The following is a 13,611-nucleotide window of genomic DNA, read 5'->3' on the forward strand; positions in this document are numbered from 1 at the left end:
TATTACAAGTTGCGTCAGCTCAGGCTCGCGCCAGTTCCGGCAGGTCGCCGGCCAGCCCAAGCGCCTGACGCACGAACAGCGCCTTGGCTTCGGCCTGGCCGTCGACCAGATCGAGGCCGACGTTGCGTAGCAGGCGCAACGGCAACGGGTCGGCCTGGAACAGACGCTGAAAGCCTTCCATCGCCGCCATCATCGCCAGGTTGTGCGGCATGCGCCGACGCTCGAAACGGCTCAGCACGCGCTCATCACTGAGGTTCTCACCTCGCATAGCGGCATGCAGCAGCACCTCGGCCAGCACCGCCGCATCGAGAAAGCCCAGGTTGACGCCCTGCCCCGCCAGCGGGTGGATGGTGTGTGCGGCATCGCCGATCAGCGCCAGCCCCGGCTCCACGTAACGCTTGGCATGGCGTTGACGCAGCGGGATGCACAGACGGCGATCGGCATGCAGCACCTTGCCCAGGCGGGATTCGAAAGCCTTGCCCAGCTCAGCGCAAAAGGCCTCATCGTCCAGCGCCATCAAGCGCTCAGCCTCGACCGGTACGGTGGACCAGACGATCGAGCACCAGTGCTCGCCGGCCGGCCCGGCCAGCGGCAGGAAGGCCAGCGGACCGTCATCGGTGAAACGCTGCCAGGCAGTGGCCTGGTGCGCACGCTCGCAGCGCACGCTGGTGACGATGGCGTGGTGCAGATAATCCCATTCGCGCGTAGCGCAACCGGCCAGGCGGCGCACTGCGGAGTTGGCGCCGTCGGCCGCGACCAGCAACGGTGCGCGCAACTGGCGGCCATCGGTAAGCGTCAGCAGCCAGTCATCGCCGCTGCGGCGCAGTTGCTCCAGGCGTGCGCCGGGTAACAGGCCGATCTGGCTGTCGTGCAGACGTTCTAGCAAAGCGTCCTGCACCACACGGTTCTCGACGATATGGCCCAGGGTATCGGCATGCACGCTGGCGGCAGCGAAGTGAATGCTGCCGGTACCGGAGCCATCCCACACGCGCATCTCGCCATATGGGCAGGCACGCCTTGCAGCGATGCCTGGCCAGGCGCCCAGGCGCTCGAGAATGCGCTGGCTGGCCATTGACAATGCGCTGACGCGCGGCTCGAACGGCGCCTGCGCATCGAAGGGCGACACGCTCAGCGGGCTGCCGTCGACGATCAGAATATCCAGACCGCTGTGCTCCAGCGCCAGAGCCAGGGTGCTGCCGACCATACCGGCACCAACGATGATCAGATCCGCGCGCATATCACTCCTTAAACCCCAAAGTGCGCCGTGCGCACCCTGGCTTGCGGCTGGTGCGCACAGCGCACACTTCGGGGCTGGTCATAGATTACGGGTTCCCATACCCATGGCCTGCCGGGCGAACCAGCGCTTGGCTGGCGGTAGCAGATCGAGACCGAGCAGGCCCAGGTTACGCCCGGCGGTCAGCAGCGGCTGCGCGTTGCTGAACAGGCGCGTTACCTGATCGGAGAAGCCGACGGTCATCTGTTGATCGAGCTGCTGCCTTTGTTGGTATCGCTGCAGGGTGGCGAGTTCGCCCAGTGCGGCCTCGCTACCAATGAGGACTTCGGCCAACGCCAGGGTATCGCGCAGCGACAGGTTGTAGCCCTGGCCGGCGATGGGGTGCAGGCTGTGCGCGGCGTTGCCCAACACCACCAGATGAGGACGCACCTGCTCCTGCGCCTCGACCAGACTCAGCGGGTAGAGATGTCGCGCACCGACCTGCTGCAAGGCGCCCAGGCGATAACCGAAGGCTTGCTGCAACTCGCTGAGAAAGCTGGCCTCGCTGACGCGCAGCAGGCGCTCGGCGTCAGCCGCTGCGCGCGTCCAGACCAGCGCGCAGCGGTTGTCGCTCAAGGGCAGCAGCGCCATCGGACCGTCATCGGTGAAGCGCTCGAAAGCCTGCCCACGATGCGCTTCCAGCGGGCTGACGTTGGCGATCAACGCACTCTGCCCGTAAGGTTTGCTGCTGACGCCGATACCGAGCTGCTCGCGCAGACCGGAACGCCCACCATCGGCAAGAATCGCCAGGTCGCAGTCAAGGCAGGTTTCATCGTTCAGAGTCAGGCGATAGCCGTCGTCGAGGCGCTGCATGCCGACCACTTCGGCCGGGCAGCGCCATTCGATCACATCCGCATCCAGCGCCTGCCACAGGCAGTGGCCGATCCAGGCGTTCTCCACCACGTAGCCGAGTGCCGGCACGCCTTCCTCGATGGCTTGCAGGCGCGTGGCGCCGAAGCGGCCGCGGTCGGACACATGGATCTGCTGAATCGGCTCGGCCCGCTGGGCGATGCTCTGCCACAGACCGAGGCGCTCGTAGATCAACCGACTGCCATAGGACAGCGCGGTGGAACGCGCGTCATAGCTGGGCTGGTATTCGCTGCCCGGCGCGAAGGGTTCGATCAGAGCGATGCGCCAGCCACGCTGACGCGCCGTCTCCTGCAGGGCCAACGCCAGGCTGGCACCGACCAGACCGCCGCCGATAATCGCCAGCTGTACGCGTGACATAGAATCAGGCCGCCTCGCTACGCGCGGCGGCCATCAACGCCTCGATTTCGGCGACCGACTTGGGCACACCGTTGGTGAGAACCTCGCAGCCTTTCTTGGTCACCACCACGTCGTCTTCGATACGCACGCCGATGCCGCGCCATTTCTTGGCGACCTTGTCGTTGTCGGTGGCGATGTAGATGCCCGGCTCGACGGTCATCGCCATGCCGACTTCCAGCACGCGCCACTCGCCGCCGACCTTGTAGTCGCCGACATCGTGCACGTCCATCCCCAGCCAGTGGCCGGCGCGATGCATATAGAAAGGTTTGTAGGCTTCGCTGGCGATCAGCTCGTCGACGTCACCCTCGAGCAGGCCCAGCTCGACAAGACCGGCAGTGATCACGCGCACGGTGGCCTCGTGGGCTTCGTTCCAGTGCTTGCCTGGCGCGATGAACTTGAACGCTTCCTCGTTGGCCTTGAGCACCAGCTCATAGATGGCCTTCTGCTCGGGCGAAAACTTGCCGCTGACCGGGAAGGTGCGGGTGATGTCGCTGGCGTAGCAGTCGATCTCGCAGCCAGCGTCGATCAATACCAGATCGCCGTCCTTGAGCGCCGCGTCATTCTCGCGATAGTGCAGGATGCAGGCATTCTTGCCCGCAGCGACGATGCTGCCGTAGGCCGGCATCTTCGCTCCGCCCTTGCGGAACTCGTAATCCAGCTCGGCTTCCAGGTGATATTCGAACAGCCCGGCACGACTCGCCTGCATCGCACGAATGTGGGCGCGCGCACTGATCTCGGCAGCCTCCTTCATCACCTTCACCTCGGCAGCCGACTTGTACAAACGCATGTCGTGCAGCAGATGGTTGAGGGCAACGAATTCGTTCGGCGGCGTGGCGCCCTGGCGAGCCTTGGCGCGGATGTGGTTGACCCACTCCATCAGCCGATGATCGAACTCCTGGTTGCTACCGATGGCGTAGTAGACACGCTCGCGACCTTCGATCAACCCCGGGAGGATGTCGTCGATATCGCCGATGGGAAAGGCATCATCGGCACCGAAATGCTTAACCGCGCCGTCCTGACCGGCGCGCAGGCCGTCCCACAACTCACGCTCCGGGTCGCGTTCACGGCAGAACAACACATATTCACCGTGCTCGCGACCAGGAATCAGCGCCATCACCGCTTCCGGCTCGGGAAAACCGGTGAGGTACTGGAAGTCGCTGTCCTGGCGATAGACATGCTCGACATCACGATTGCGGATATACACCGGCGCTGCCGGCAGAATGGCAATGCTGTTGGGCTCCATCTGCGCCATCAGCGCCTTGCGCCGACGGGCATATTCGGACTTGGGGATGCTGATCAAGGCAGGCTCCGACGAAAATCAGTGCAGGGAGGGTTTGGCAGCAGGCGCCGCGGGCTTGGCGCACTCGGTGAACAACAGCAGCGGCGCCACACGCAGGTATTCCATCACCTCCATGTAGTCGCTCTCGCCATCTTCGGATTCTTCCAAAGCGCTCTGCACCTGGGCGATGGCGGAGAGATCCTGCAACACTTCCATGGCTTCGGCGCTTAGCGCACCGTCGCGAACGGTCAGACCAAAGCCACCGAGAAAACCCTGGCACCACTGGCCCAGAGCGGTTGCGCGCTGCGCCAGCGGGGTTTCGTCATCCGGCAACAACAGCACCACGGTGACGTCTTCGCTGCACAGCTCACCCTTGACCATCTCCTGCAGGCCGATGAGCGCCTGGCGCACGTTATCCTGCGGCTCGCTGCCAAGCAGATCGGCAGCGTCGAGCAGCCAGGCATCGGCCTCGAAGCCCGCGCCAGCGCAGCTGCGACCGAGCAGCAGGCCATGCAGTTCGGCAGGGGAAACGGAATGCCCGGCGCTGTTGAGCAGAGCAGCGAAGGCGGCGTAGGGAGAGCTTGGAATCGACATAGATAGCTAGGCGCCAGACGGCGCAATCTCTAGAATGGAGGCCTCGTATCCTAGCACCGGCAGACGCGGCAAGACCATCCGAGGCCGCCAGGGTGATGCCGTCATCTGCATCACACCACTGCTATCCGTGGTTTGACCCGTAGCCGGGACAGGCCTATATAGTCCAGCCATTCCCTCCCATAGCGAGAGCCCATGGAAGACGCCGATCTGCACGCATTGACCGCCAAGCTGGAACTGCTGATCCAGCGTGTCGAGCAGCTTAAGGCTCACAACCGACTCCTGCTGGCGAATGAACAGGCCTGGCGCGAGGAACGCGCCCATCTGATCGAAAAGAACGAAATGGCCCGGCACAAGGTCGAATCGATGATTTCGCGCCTTAAAGCCCTGGAGCAGGACTCATGACCCAGTCGAACACCGTGACCGTCCACATTCTGGACAAAGAATATTGCATCGCCTGCCCGCAGGATGAACGCGCCAATCTGGAGAGTGCTGCCCGCTACCTGGATGGCAAGATGCGCGAGATCCGCACCAGCGGCAAAGTGATTGGTGCCGACCGTGTTGCCGTGATGGCCGCACTGAACATCACTCACGACCTGCTGCACAAGCAACAGCGCCTGGATCAGGACGCCAACTCCACCCGCCAGCAGGTGCGCGACCTGCTCGATCGCGTCGACCATGCACTGGCCGACGACCCGAGCGCCTGAGCACCGTCATGCCTGCCTGTTCGTCGCAGGCCGCCCCGCAGCCCCTCTGTTCGGGTATACTGGGCGCAACTTCCTGGGGTGTGCGCCAGTCGGTGATGTCCCTGAGCCGATACGCACAACCACGGGGGTTGCACGTTGGGGCCGGTGTGCATGTCCGCCTGACGGAAAGCCTTAACGCCTCCTGCAACCTCCACCTTGAACTTTCGGGTTCAAGGGCTAAACCGACAGCGGCACGTCGGGAAGTCATCTTTTCCAGCAGCAGCCTTCAGCACTGCTACCAGCCTCGCCCCAGCCACACCTCATGACTACGCCAGCCACTCTCAGTCGCCCGCAACTGCGCCGCGTGCTGCGTCAGCGTCGTCGCGCGCTCAGCCGCAGCCAGCAACGTCTTGCCGCACGCAACCTGTATCGCCAGCTGACGCAAAGCCCGCAGTTTCGCCGCGCCAGGCATATCGCCCTGTACCTACCCAACGACGGCGAGATCGATCCGCGCCCGCTGCTGGCTGCCGCACAGAAACGCGGCAAGCACACCTACCTGCCAGTGCTAAGCGCTTGGCCACGCACCAAGATGGTGTTTCAGCGCGTCAGCCAGCACGAGAAACTGGCGGGCAATCGCTTCCGCATCCTCGAGCCGCGCCCGCAACCCAAACGCCAACGCAAGGTGTGGGCGTTGGATCTGGTGCTTCTGCCGCTGGTGGGCTTCGATGATCGCGGCGGACGCCTGGGCATGGGCGGCGGTTTCTACGACCGTAGCCTGGCTTATCTGCGAAGGCGCAAAAAGTGGCACATGCCGACACTACTGGGTCTGGCACATGAATGTCAGCGCGTGGATGAACTGGCGATGGCCAGCTGGGACGTGCCCTTGCAGGCAACGGTGACGGATAAGGCGTGGTATTGAAGCAAAGGATGCTGCACCGCGTTCCCTGCGGCGCTTACGCGGTCAGCCAGTGAATCAGGGCTGCTGCGTTACATTGACCGAAGCGTCGCTTTGACGCTCCCAAAGGCTCTGGGTGTAACCCGTGGTAACCACGCCCAGGCTGAACAGTACGACGAGAACCCACAAAAGATCTGGCTTGCGTTTCATTTATTGCCTCCCCCTTCAAGGCAATGCGCGCGTTGGTCGCGCGTTATTGTTTTATGCAATACGACAGCGCCAAGCGTTTAGCCGGGCATTTTCCTTCAGTGCCAAGCACTGTGCAATTTCCGACGCCAACCGGCCGTCGGAGATCCCCCTCAAACGAGCGTCCGCTTACGGACAGACCTGCAGGAGCAAAGTTCATGCCTTATTGGCTGATGAAGTCCGAACCCGATGAATTGTCTATCCATGACCTGCAACGACTGGGCAAAACGCGCTGGGATGGCGTGCGTAATTACCAGGCGCGAAACTTCATGCGCGCAATGAAACCGGGCGACCTGTTCTTCTTCTACCACTCCAGCTGCCCACAACCCGGTATCGCCGGCATCGCGCGTATTGCCGGCGAGGTGTATCCCGACCCCACCGCGCTGGACCCGCACAGCCACTACCATGACCCCAAGGCCAGCGCCGAGAAGAACCCCTGGAGCGCCCTGGACGTCGAGTTCGTCGAAGCCTTCGACGACGTACTGCCGCTGCAACACCTGAAGAACAACCCGCTCCTGGCCGAGCTGGCCCTGGTACAACGCGGCAGCCGCCTGTCGGTGATGCCGGTGGCCGAGGCCGAATGGACGGCAATTCTCGCCATGCGTTGAGTCACCTACGGCACTGTGCTATCACCACAGCATGCCAAGGGAGTTATCCATGCCAGCATCCTCCGCCTGGCCAGCGCGCCTTGCGCTGGCGCTACTGTTACTGGTGCTGAGCAGCGCCAGCGTGCTGCTTTGGCGCCAGATCGAATCCGTGCAACAACAGCGCGTCGACGAGCGGGTCGGCTACCAGGCACGTAGCCTGGCACGGCAGCTGGAAAGCACGCTGCACCTGGAAGTGGCCAGCCTCGAGCGTATCGCCCGCTTATGGAACAGCCTCGGCCGCCTGCCACGCACCAGCTGGGACGAAGAGGTGGAACTTGCTCTGCGTGGTTTTCCCGCCTACCAGTCGATCCAATGGGTCGGCCCCGACCTACATATGCGTTGGTTGCTGCCGGTGGCCGGCAACGAAGCCGCGCTGAATTTTCGCCTGTACCCGGAGCACCCCAACTACCCACTGGCGATGGAAGCTCGCGAGAGCGGTGAACAGCGCTTCTCCAACAGCTTTGATCTGGTGCAGGGCGGACGTGGTTTTGTCCTCTACACACCGCTGTACCGCGAGCCGAATGGCAGCAAGGTGTTCGATGGCTTCCTGCAGGGCGTATTTCGTGTTGAGCCGCTGATGCTGCAGCTACTCACTCAGATCGACCGCCAAGCCTTCAACCTCGAATTGCTGGAGAACGGCCATAGCCTGTTCCGTCATGGCGCAGCGACCGACAATGCGCCGCACAACCTGCAACTGGGCCTGAGCCTGCTCAACAACCAGGGCTTCAGCCTGCGCCTCAGCCCCACCGAAGAACTGCTCGATCAACTGGACTCGCCGCTACCCGACGTCGTACTCGGCGCCAGCCTGACCATCAGCCTGCTGCTGATTGCCGCCCTGGCTCTGGCGCTGGAGAACAGCCGCCGAGCCCATGCCCTGCAGCAGGCCAATCGCCGCTTCAAACTGGAAGCCGAACGCCGTGAAGAAACCGAGCAACGCCTGCGCGAGAACCGCGAGCGGCTACAACTGGTACTGGACCTGACCGACTCCAGCCATGACGGACTGTTCATCTTCGACAGCAGTACCCGCGAGCTGCTGCACATGAATCAGGCCACCTACGCCACGCTCGGCTACCGCCCCGAACAGTTCGCCGAGCTGCTGCGCGATGATCCAGAGAAGCTCCTGCCAGGCTTTCACCGCTGGCTGGAACAGGCGCGCCAGGCGCAAAGCAACAACCTCTCGCGGATCTTCCAGCGCGAGTTGATTCGCCGCGATGGCAGTCGCCAGCCGGCCGAAATCAACACCCAGTTGGTGCAGTTGCACGACCGCGAATACCTGATCGCCGTTTCCCGCGACAACAGCGAGCGCCTGCAGTTGGAAGCGCAGCTGCAGCGACTATCGCAGCTGGACGGCCTGACCGGGCTGTACAACCGCCGCTACTTCGATCAGCAACTGCTGGCTGAATGGCGTCGCCTACGCCGCCTCGATGCGCCACTGGCGCTGCTGATGCTGGATATCGACCACTTCAAGGCCTACAACGACGCCCTCGGCCACCTTGCCGGCGACGATGCACTGCGCCGCGTCAGTAACGTCCTGCGCGAGAGCCTGCAGCGTGAAGGCGACACTGCCTGCCGCTACGGTGGCGAGGAATTCGCCATCATCCTGGCCAACACCAACCTGGACGGAGCCGAACAGGTCGCTGCGCGCATTCACGCGATGATCGCCGACCTGGATATTGCCCACCCCGCCAGCCCGTTCAGCCGCCTGACGCTGAGCATCGGCCTGATCGTGGTCGACCCGGTCAGCGACGAACAACCAGGCGAGCTGCTCGCCCAAGGCGACCAAGCGCTGTATCGCGCCAAACATGAGGGCCGCAACCGCACCTGCCTGTGGCAGCCACATGCGCTTGACCAGTACCAGGCCCTCTGAGGAGCATCTGGTAGACAATCGACCTGTTGCGAAAGCCCCGGACTATGAGGCTCTAAAGGGACACCGGAATGATCAACGTCACGCGTCGCCATTCCTCATCGCGGCGCGAGGCACTTAGCCAAGCCCTCGCGTAGAGGCCCTGAGGGAACGTTAGGAGCGGCTTTAGCCGCGAAGGCCGCTGAAGCGGCCAAAGCGGCACCTGCAGGATTAAGCGTTACTGGATGATCAGGTTGTTGAATAGCAGGTCTTCGACGATGGGCTTGCCCTCTTCGCCATTGATCGCGTCCTGCACCTTCTTCAACGCCTCCAGGCGCAGATTCTCACGGCCATCGGGCGCATTGATGGTCTCGCTGGTCTGGGCCGAGAACAGCATCACCATCTGATGACGGATCAGCGGTTCATGCTGTTTGATCTTCTCCTCGGCCTCGGTGCCGGTCACGCGCAACGACACATCGGCCTTGAAAAACTTCAGACGATTACCCTGGTCGGCCAGGTTGCCGATCAAGGCTGGCGTCAGGTTGTAGTAAAGCGCCGTCGGCACTTCTTCCTTCTTCTCCGAAGAGGCCAGGGCAGGCAGGCAGATCGACAGGCTCAGCAGCAGGGCGGTCAACAGTTTCACGTTCGGCACTCCATCGGGGATGTGCCTAGCATAGCCATCCACAGGCCAGCACCCAAGCCCGGCGCTTATGCCGACCTATCAGGCTCTGGCATGCTCGTTGACCCTCACCGGGCGCTTTCTACACTGCAAGGCACCCTGCAAGAGGAATGACCTTGATGAAAACCCTGCTGTGCAAAGCCTTCGGCCCTGCCGACACCCTGGTACTGGAAGACCTGCCGAGCCCCGAACCGAAGAAAAACGAGGTGCTGATCGAGGTGCAGGCCGCCGGGGTCAACTTCCCCGATACGCTGATCATCGAAGGCAAATACCAGTTCAAACCACCCTTCCCCTTCGCTCCGGGCGGCGAGGTGGCCGGCGTGGTCAAGACCGTGGGCGAGAAAGTCAGCCACCTGCGCGCCGGTGACCGGGTCATGGCGCTGACCGGCTGGGGCGGCTTCGCCGAAGAAGTCGCCGTACCGGCCTACAACGTGCTGCCAGTACCCAAGAGCATGGACCTGACCACCGCAGCCGCCTTCGGCATGACCTACGGCACCTCCATGCATGCCCTCAAACAACGCGCCAACCTGCAACCGGGTGAAACCTTGCTGGTGCTCGGCGCCTCCGGCGGCGTCGGTCTGGCCGCGGTGGAAATCGGCAAGGCCATGGGCGCCAAGGTCATCGCCGCAGCGAGCAGCGCCGAGAAACTGGAAGTGGCGCGCAAGGCCGGCGCCGACGAGCTGATCAACTACAGCGAACAAAGCCTTAAGGACGAAGTGAAGAAGCTCACCGGCGGCCAGGGCGTGGACGTGATCTACGACCCGGTGGGCGGCACGCTGTTCGAGGAAGCCTTCCGCAGCATCGGCTGGAACGGTCGCTTCCTGGTGGTGGGCTTTGCCGCCGGCGGTGGCATACCGGCCCTGCCGGCCAACTTGCCACTGCTCAAGGGCGCATCACTGGTCGGCGTATTCTGGGGCTCCTTCGCTCAGCGCCAGCCGCAGGACAACGCCGCGAACTTCCAGCAGCTGTTCGCCTGGCACGCCGAAGGCAAACTCAAGCCACTGGTGTCGCAGACCTTCCCGCTTGAGCGCGGCGGCGAAGCGATCAATGCACTTGGTCAGCGCAAGGCGGTGGGCAAGGTGGTGGTGGAGATTCGCTAGGGTGCTCGGGGGCGGGGCAACCCGCTCCTGCGACTCCGCACCGTCAGAAGATCCAAGATTCATTGCGACCGTCAGGGCCTGCAGTCGCCAGATCTACTGACGACTGACGCGAACTGGAAGCTGCCCACCTTAGCCCGCTAGGCCGTCAGCGACGGAAACCGCTGGTGGCGACCGCCTGCGTCAACGACGCAGGCGCCGGCTCACACGTAACCGAGCAGCACTAGCACCAGCACGATAACCAGCACCAGCCCCAAGCCACCAGTGGGCCCATAACCCCAACTGCGGCTATGTGGCCACGCTGGGAGCGCACCAACCAGCATCAGAAGCAGAATGATCAGCAGTATGGTTCCCAAGCCCATGGCAATCTCCTCGCATGTCTGTGGCGGCCCACGATGGAGCGGCGCGCCTGAAACCGGCAGCCCATATGCGGCTGCCGATCCTATGCAGGGTGTAACACTGCTGCGAAGCCAATGCCTGGCGATGCCCTCGCCGCTTCGCCATCCCCTACATCAGTTACGACCCAACAGCGAATCGGAAAGTGCCAACTTTAATCGGCGCGCTAAGCCAGGCCGGGAAAGCCAAAACCCAATGGACGCAAGACAGGCGGGCAAGGTGGTAGTAAGGGTTTACTGAACCGCGCAGGGTGGGTTGCACCCGCCCTGCGGCTACGGCCGCGGCGCGTAGGCAAACACGTCGGCGCGCATCTGGTGCGCGTCCATTCCGGCCTCGACCAGTGCATCGAGGGTGGCGTAGACCATGGTTGGGGAGCCGCTGGCGTAAACGTGCAGGGCCTTGAGGTCGGGGAAGTCTTCGCGCACGGCTTCGTGCAGCAGGCCGCAGCGGCCCTGCCAGCCACACTGGTCGCTGACCACCTGATGCAGGTGCAGATTATCCAGCTGTTGCCACTCGGCCCAGTGTGGCAGCTGATAGAAGTCGTCGGGCCGACGCGCGCCCCAGTACAGGTGTACGGGGTGAGCGAAACCGGCGGCGCGGCAGTGTTCGATCAGGCTGTGCATCTGGCCCATGCCGGTACCGGCGGCGATCAGTACCAGCGGTCCATCGGGCAGGTCGGCGAGGTGGGTGTCACCGTAGGGCATCTGCACGCGCGCCATGCCGGTTGCACGCAACTGCTCCAACAGGGCGATGCTGCTGTCCTCGCGGGCGAGGATGTGCAGCTCCAGCTCGCGTCCTGCATGCGGCGCAGAGGCCAGGGAGAAGGCCGCCATCTCACCATCCGGGCGCTGCAGCAGCAGGTACTGCCCAGCGTGATAACGCGGCGCTTTGCCGGCCGGGGTACGCAGGCGTACGCGGAACACGTCGCCGCCCACATCCTGGCATTCGACCACCTGGCAACTCAGCTCGCGCACCGGCAGCTCGCCCGGCGCCAGCACACCATCCCAGTGCAGCACGCAGTCTTCCAGCGGCTCGGCCAGGCAGGTGAACAGCTCACCATGGTCCAGCTCCACGCCGTTCTGCCTGACACGGCCTTCAACCAGCAGCGCAGCGCAGATATGGCAGTTGCCATTGCGGCAGCTTTGCGGGCAGTCGTAGCCCAGACGGCGGGCGCCATCGAGGATACGTTCGCCCGGCTGCAGCGCGAGGGTGACGCCGGAAGGTTGCAGGGTGACGTTCATCAATCGATTCCCAGCTCGCTCCACAGCGCATCGATACGCGCCACCACCGCCGGATCCTTCTCGATGGCGCGGCCCCACTCGCGAGTGGTTTCACCGGGCCACTTGTGGGTGGCGTCCAGGCCCATCTTCGAACCCAGGCCGGAGATCGGCGAGGCGAAGTCGAGGTAGTCGATCGGCGTGTTGTCGATCATCACCGTGTCGCGCTTGGGGTCCATGCGCGTGGTAATCGCCCAGATCACGTCATTCCAGTCCCGTGCGTTGATATCGTCGTCGGTGACGATAACGAACTTGGTGTACATGAACTGTCGCAGGAACGACCACACACCGAGCATTACGCGCTTGGCGTGGCCCGGGTACTGCTTCTTCATGGTCACCACTGCCATGCGGTAGGAACAGCCTTCCGGCGGCAGGTAGAAATCGGTGATCTCGGGGAACTGCTTCTGCAGGATCGGCACGAACACTTCGTTCAGCGCTACGCCGAGGATCGCCGGCTCATCTGGCGGCCGGCCGGTGTAGGTGCTGTGGTAGATCGGATCGCGGCGACGGGTGATGCGCTCGACGGTGAACACCGGGAAGGTGTCGACCTCGTTGTAGTAGCCGGTGTGGTCGCCGTAGGGGCCTTCCGGCGCGGTCTCGCCCGGATGGATCACGCCTTCGAGGACGATCTCGGCACTGGCCGGTACTTGCAGGTCGCTACCACGAGCCTTGATCAGCTCGGTGCGATGACCCCGCAGCAGGCCGGCGAAGGCATATTCGGAGAGAGTATCGGGCACTGGCGTCACGGCGCCGAGAATGGTCGCAGGGTCGGCACCCAGGGCGACGCACACTGGATAAGGCTTGTCCGGATACTTCTGGCACCACTCGCGGTAATCCAGCGCGCCACCACGGTGGCTGAGCCAGCGCATGATCACCTTGTTGCGACCGATCACCTGCTGGCGATAGATCCCAAGGTTCTGCCGCTCCTTGTTCGGGCCTTTGGTGATGGTCAGGCCCCAGGTGATCAAAGGCGCCACATCGCCCGGCCAGCAATGCTGAATCGGCAACTTGGCGAGGTCGACGTCATCGCCTTCCTCGATCACCTCATGACAGGGCGCGTCCTTGACCACCTTGGGCGCCATGGAAATGACCTTCTTGAAGATCGGCAGCTTGCTCCAGGCATCCTTGAGGCCCTTGGGCGGCTCCGGCTCCTTGAGGAAGGCCAGCAGCTTGCCGATCTCGCGCAGTTCGGAAACGTCCTCGGCGCCCATACCCAGCGCCACACGCTTGGGCGTACCGAACAGGTTGCCGAGCACCGGCACGTCGAAGCCTGTTGGCTTTTCGAACAGCAATGCCGGGCCGCCCTTGCGCAGGGTGCGGTCGCAGATTTCAGTCATTTCCAGAACGGGCGATACCGGGGTCTGGATGCGCTTGAGTTCGCCGCGCTTTTCCAGTTCACGGATGAAGTCGCGCAGGTCGCGATACTGCATGCAGGA

The 13,611-nt window shown here is 63.4% G+C and carries 14 protein-coding genes and 1 other RNA gene; 7 read left to right on the forward strand and 8 right to left on the reverse strand.

Annotated elements, in window-relative coordinates:
• Window positions 1–19: 19 nt before the first annotated feature.
• The 4 genes from CDO35_RS10635 to CDO35_RS10650 form a co-directional block, all read right to left on the reverse strand.
• A complete protein-coding gene (locus tag CDO35_RS10635; RefSeq protein WP_099524611.1) occupies window positions 20–1,237 on the reverse strand; it encodes a 2-octaprenyl-3-methyl-6-methoxy-1,4-benzoquinol hydroxylase in 1,218 nt (405 codons plus the stop codon).
• Between the two features lie 78 nt (window positions 1,238–1,315).
• The gene (gene ubiH, locus CDO35_RS10640) at window positions 1,316–2,500 is read right to left on the reverse strand and encodes a 2-octaprenyl-6-methoxyphenyl hydroxylase (RefSeq protein ID WP_099524613.1); all 1,185 of its coding nucleotides are present in this window, start codon (window positions 2,498–2,500) and stop codon (window positions 1,316–1,318) included.
• Between the two features lie 4 nt (window positions 2,501–2,504).
• On the reverse strand, window positions 2,505–3,839 hold the full coding sequence (pepP, locus tag CDO35_RS10645) for a Xaa-Pro aminopeptidase (RefSeq protein WP_099524615.1): 1,335 nt from the start codon (window positions 3,837–3,839) through the stop codon (window positions 2,505–2,507).
• Window positions 3,840–3,857: 18 nt separating this feature from the next.
• On the reverse strand, window positions 3,858–4,412 hold the full coding sequence (locus CDO35_RS10650; protein WP_074857484.1) for a YecA/YgfB family protein: 555 nt from the start codon (window positions 4,410–4,412) through the stop codon (window positions 3,858–3,860).
• 192 nt (window positions 4,413–4,604) lie between these two features.
• Here CDO35_RS10650 and CDO35_RS10655 point away from each other — a divergent pair, with 192 nt between their 5' ends.
• The 6 genes from CDO35_RS10655 to CDO35_RS10680 all read left to right on the forward strand — a co-directional run bounded on the left by CDO35_RS10655 (window position 4,605) and on the right by CDO35_RS10680 (window position 8,750).
• Window positions 4,605–4,814 carry a TIGR02449 family protein gene (locus tag CDO35_RS10655; RefSeq protein WP_003458652.1) on the forward strand — a complete coding sequence of 70 codons (210 nt, stop codon included), beginning with the start codon at window positions 4,605–4,607 and terminating at the stop codon, window positions 4,812–4,814.
• On the forward strand, window positions 4,811–5,116 hold the full coding sequence (locus tag CDO35_RS10660; protein ID WP_003458649.1) for a cell division protein ZapA: 306 nt from the start codon (window positions 4,811–4,813) through the stop codon (window positions 5,114–5,116). Before CDO35_RS10655 ends, CDO35_RS10660 begins: the two co-directional genes overlap by 4 nt.
• A gap of 67 nt (window positions 5,117–5,183) precedes the next feature.
• A non-coding RNA gene (gene ssrS, locus CDO35_RS10665) (6S RNA) lies at window positions 5,184–5,362 on the forward strand.
• Between the two features lie 55 nt (window positions 5,363–5,417).
• Window positions 5,418–6,014, forward strand: coding sequence for a 5-formyltetrahydrofolate cyclo-ligase (locus tag CDO35_RS10670; protein ID WP_099524617.1), 597 nt, complete (start codon window positions 5,418–5,420; stop codon window positions 6,012–6,014).
• Window positions 6,015–6,394: 380 nt separating this feature from the next.
• The gene (locus CDO35_RS10675; protein WP_099524619.1) at window positions 6,395–6,844 is read left to right on the forward strand and encodes an EVE domain-containing protein; all 450 of its coding nucleotides are present in this window, start codon (window positions 6,395–6,397) and stop codon (window positions 6,842–6,844) included.
• A 49-nt stretch (window positions 6,845–6,893) separates the two neighbouring features.
• On the forward strand, window positions 6,894–8,750 hold the full coding sequence (locus tag CDO35_RS10680) for a sensor domain-containing diguanylate cyclase (RefSeq protein WP_099524620.1): 1,857 nt from the start codon (window positions 6,894–6,896) through the stop codon (window positions 8,748–8,750).
• 214 nt (window positions 8,751–8,964) lie between these two features.
• Here the strand turns inward: CDO35_RS10680 and CDO35_RS10685 are convergent, their stop codons facing one another.
• Complete coding sequence (locus tag CDO35_RS10685) at window positions 8,965–9,369, reverse strand: flagellar basal body-associated FliL family protein (RefSeq protein WP_099524622.1); 405 nt, start codon at window positions 9,367–9,369, stop codon at window positions 8,965–8,967.
• A gap of 155 nt (window positions 9,370–9,524) precedes the next feature.
• On the opposite strand from CDO35_RS10685, the gene CDO35_RS10690 reads away from it, so the two are divergent.
• Window positions 9,525–10,505 (forward strand): NADPH:quinone oxidoreductase family protein, encoded by a 981-nt coding sequence (locus CDO35_RS10690; RefSeq protein ID WP_099524624.1) that lies wholly within the window; start codon window positions 9,525–9,527, stop codon window positions 10,503–10,505.
• Between the two features lie 200 nt (window positions 10,506–10,705).
• Here CDO35_RS10690 and CDO35_RS10695 read toward each other — a convergent pair whose 3' ends face one another.
• From CDO35_RS10695 to ubiD, 3 genes are all read right to left on the reverse strand, one after another.
• Window positions 10,706–10,864, reverse strand: a complete 159-nt coding sequence (locus CDO35_RS10695) for a DUF3309 family protein (protein WP_072423525.1) — start codon at window positions 10,862–10,864, stop codon at window positions 10,706–10,708.
• A gap of 306 nt (window positions 10,865–11,170) precedes the next feature.
• Window positions 11,171–12,139: a CDP-6-deoxy-delta-3,4-glucoseen reductase gene (locus CDO35_RS10700; RefSeq protein WP_099524626.1), complete on the reverse strand. Its 969-nt coding sequence runs from the start codon at window positions 12,137–12,139 to the stop codon at window positions 11,171–11,173.
• Window positions 12,139–13,605, reverse strand: coding sequence for a 4-hydroxy-3-polyprenylbenzoate decarboxylase (gene ubiD / locus CDO35_RS10705; RefSeq protein WP_099524628.1), 1,467 nt, complete (start codon window positions 13,603–13,605; stop codon window positions 12,139–12,141). The genes CDO35_RS10700 and ubiD overlap by 1 nt, the downstream gene beginning before the upstream one ends.
• Window positions 13,606–13,611 lie beyond the last annotated feature (6 nt).

Source organism: Pseudomonas sediminis (assembly GCF_002741105.1).
In the GTDB taxonomy this organism is placed as follows: Bacteria; Pseudomonadota; Gammaproteobacteria; order Pseudomonadales; family Pseudomonadaceae; genus Aquipseudomonas; species Aquipseudomonas sediminis.

Coding starts and splice junctions, on each gene's coding strand:
- CDO35_RS10655 (WP_003458652.1), top strand. CDS start 4,605: ATGGAAGACGCCGATCTGCACGCATTGACCGCCAAGCTGGAACTGCTG.
- CDO35_RS10680 (WP_099524620.1), top strand. CDS start 6,894: ATGCCAGCATCCTCCGCCTGGCCAGCGCGCCTTGCGCTGGCGCTACTG.
- ubiD (WP_099524628.1), bottom strand. CDS start 13,605: ATGCAGTATCGCGACCTGCGCGACTTCATCCGTGAACTGGAAAAGCGC.
- CDO35_RS10670 (WP_099524617.1), top strand. CDS start 5,418: ATGACTACGCCAGCCACTCTCAGTCGCCCGCAACTGCGCCGCGTGCTG.
- ubiH (WP_099524613.1), bottom strand. CDS start 2,500: ATGTCACGCGTACAGCTGGCGATTATCGGCGGCGGTCTGGTCGGTGCC.
- CDO35_RS10690 (WP_099524624.1), top strand. CDS start 9,525: ATGAAAACCCTGCTGTGCAAAGCCTTCGGCCCTGCCGACACCCTGGTA.
- CDO35_RS10675 (WP_099524619.1), top strand. CDS start 6,395: ATGCCTTATTGGCTGATGAAGTCCGAACCCGATGAATTGTCTATCCAT.
- CDO35_RS10695 (WP_072423525.1), bottom strand. CDS start 10,864: ATGGGCTTGGGAACCATACTGCTGATCATTCTGCTTCTGATGCTGGTT.
- CDO35_RS10635 (WP_099524611.1), bottom strand. CDS start 1,237: ATGCGCGCGGATCTGATCATCGTTGGTGCCGGTATGGTCGGCAGCACC.
- CDO35_RS10700 (WP_099524626.1), bottom strand. CDS start 12,139: ATGAACGTCACCCTGCAACCTTCCGGCGTCACCCTCGCGCTGCAGCCG.
- CDO35_RS10660 (WP_003458649.1), top strand. CDS start 4,811: ATGACCCAGTCGAACACCGTGACCGTCCACATTCTGGACAAAGAATAT.
- CDO35_RS10650 (WP_074857484.1), bottom strand. CDS start 4,412: ATGTCGATTCCAAGCTCTCCCTACGCCGCCTTCGCTGCTCTGCTCAAC.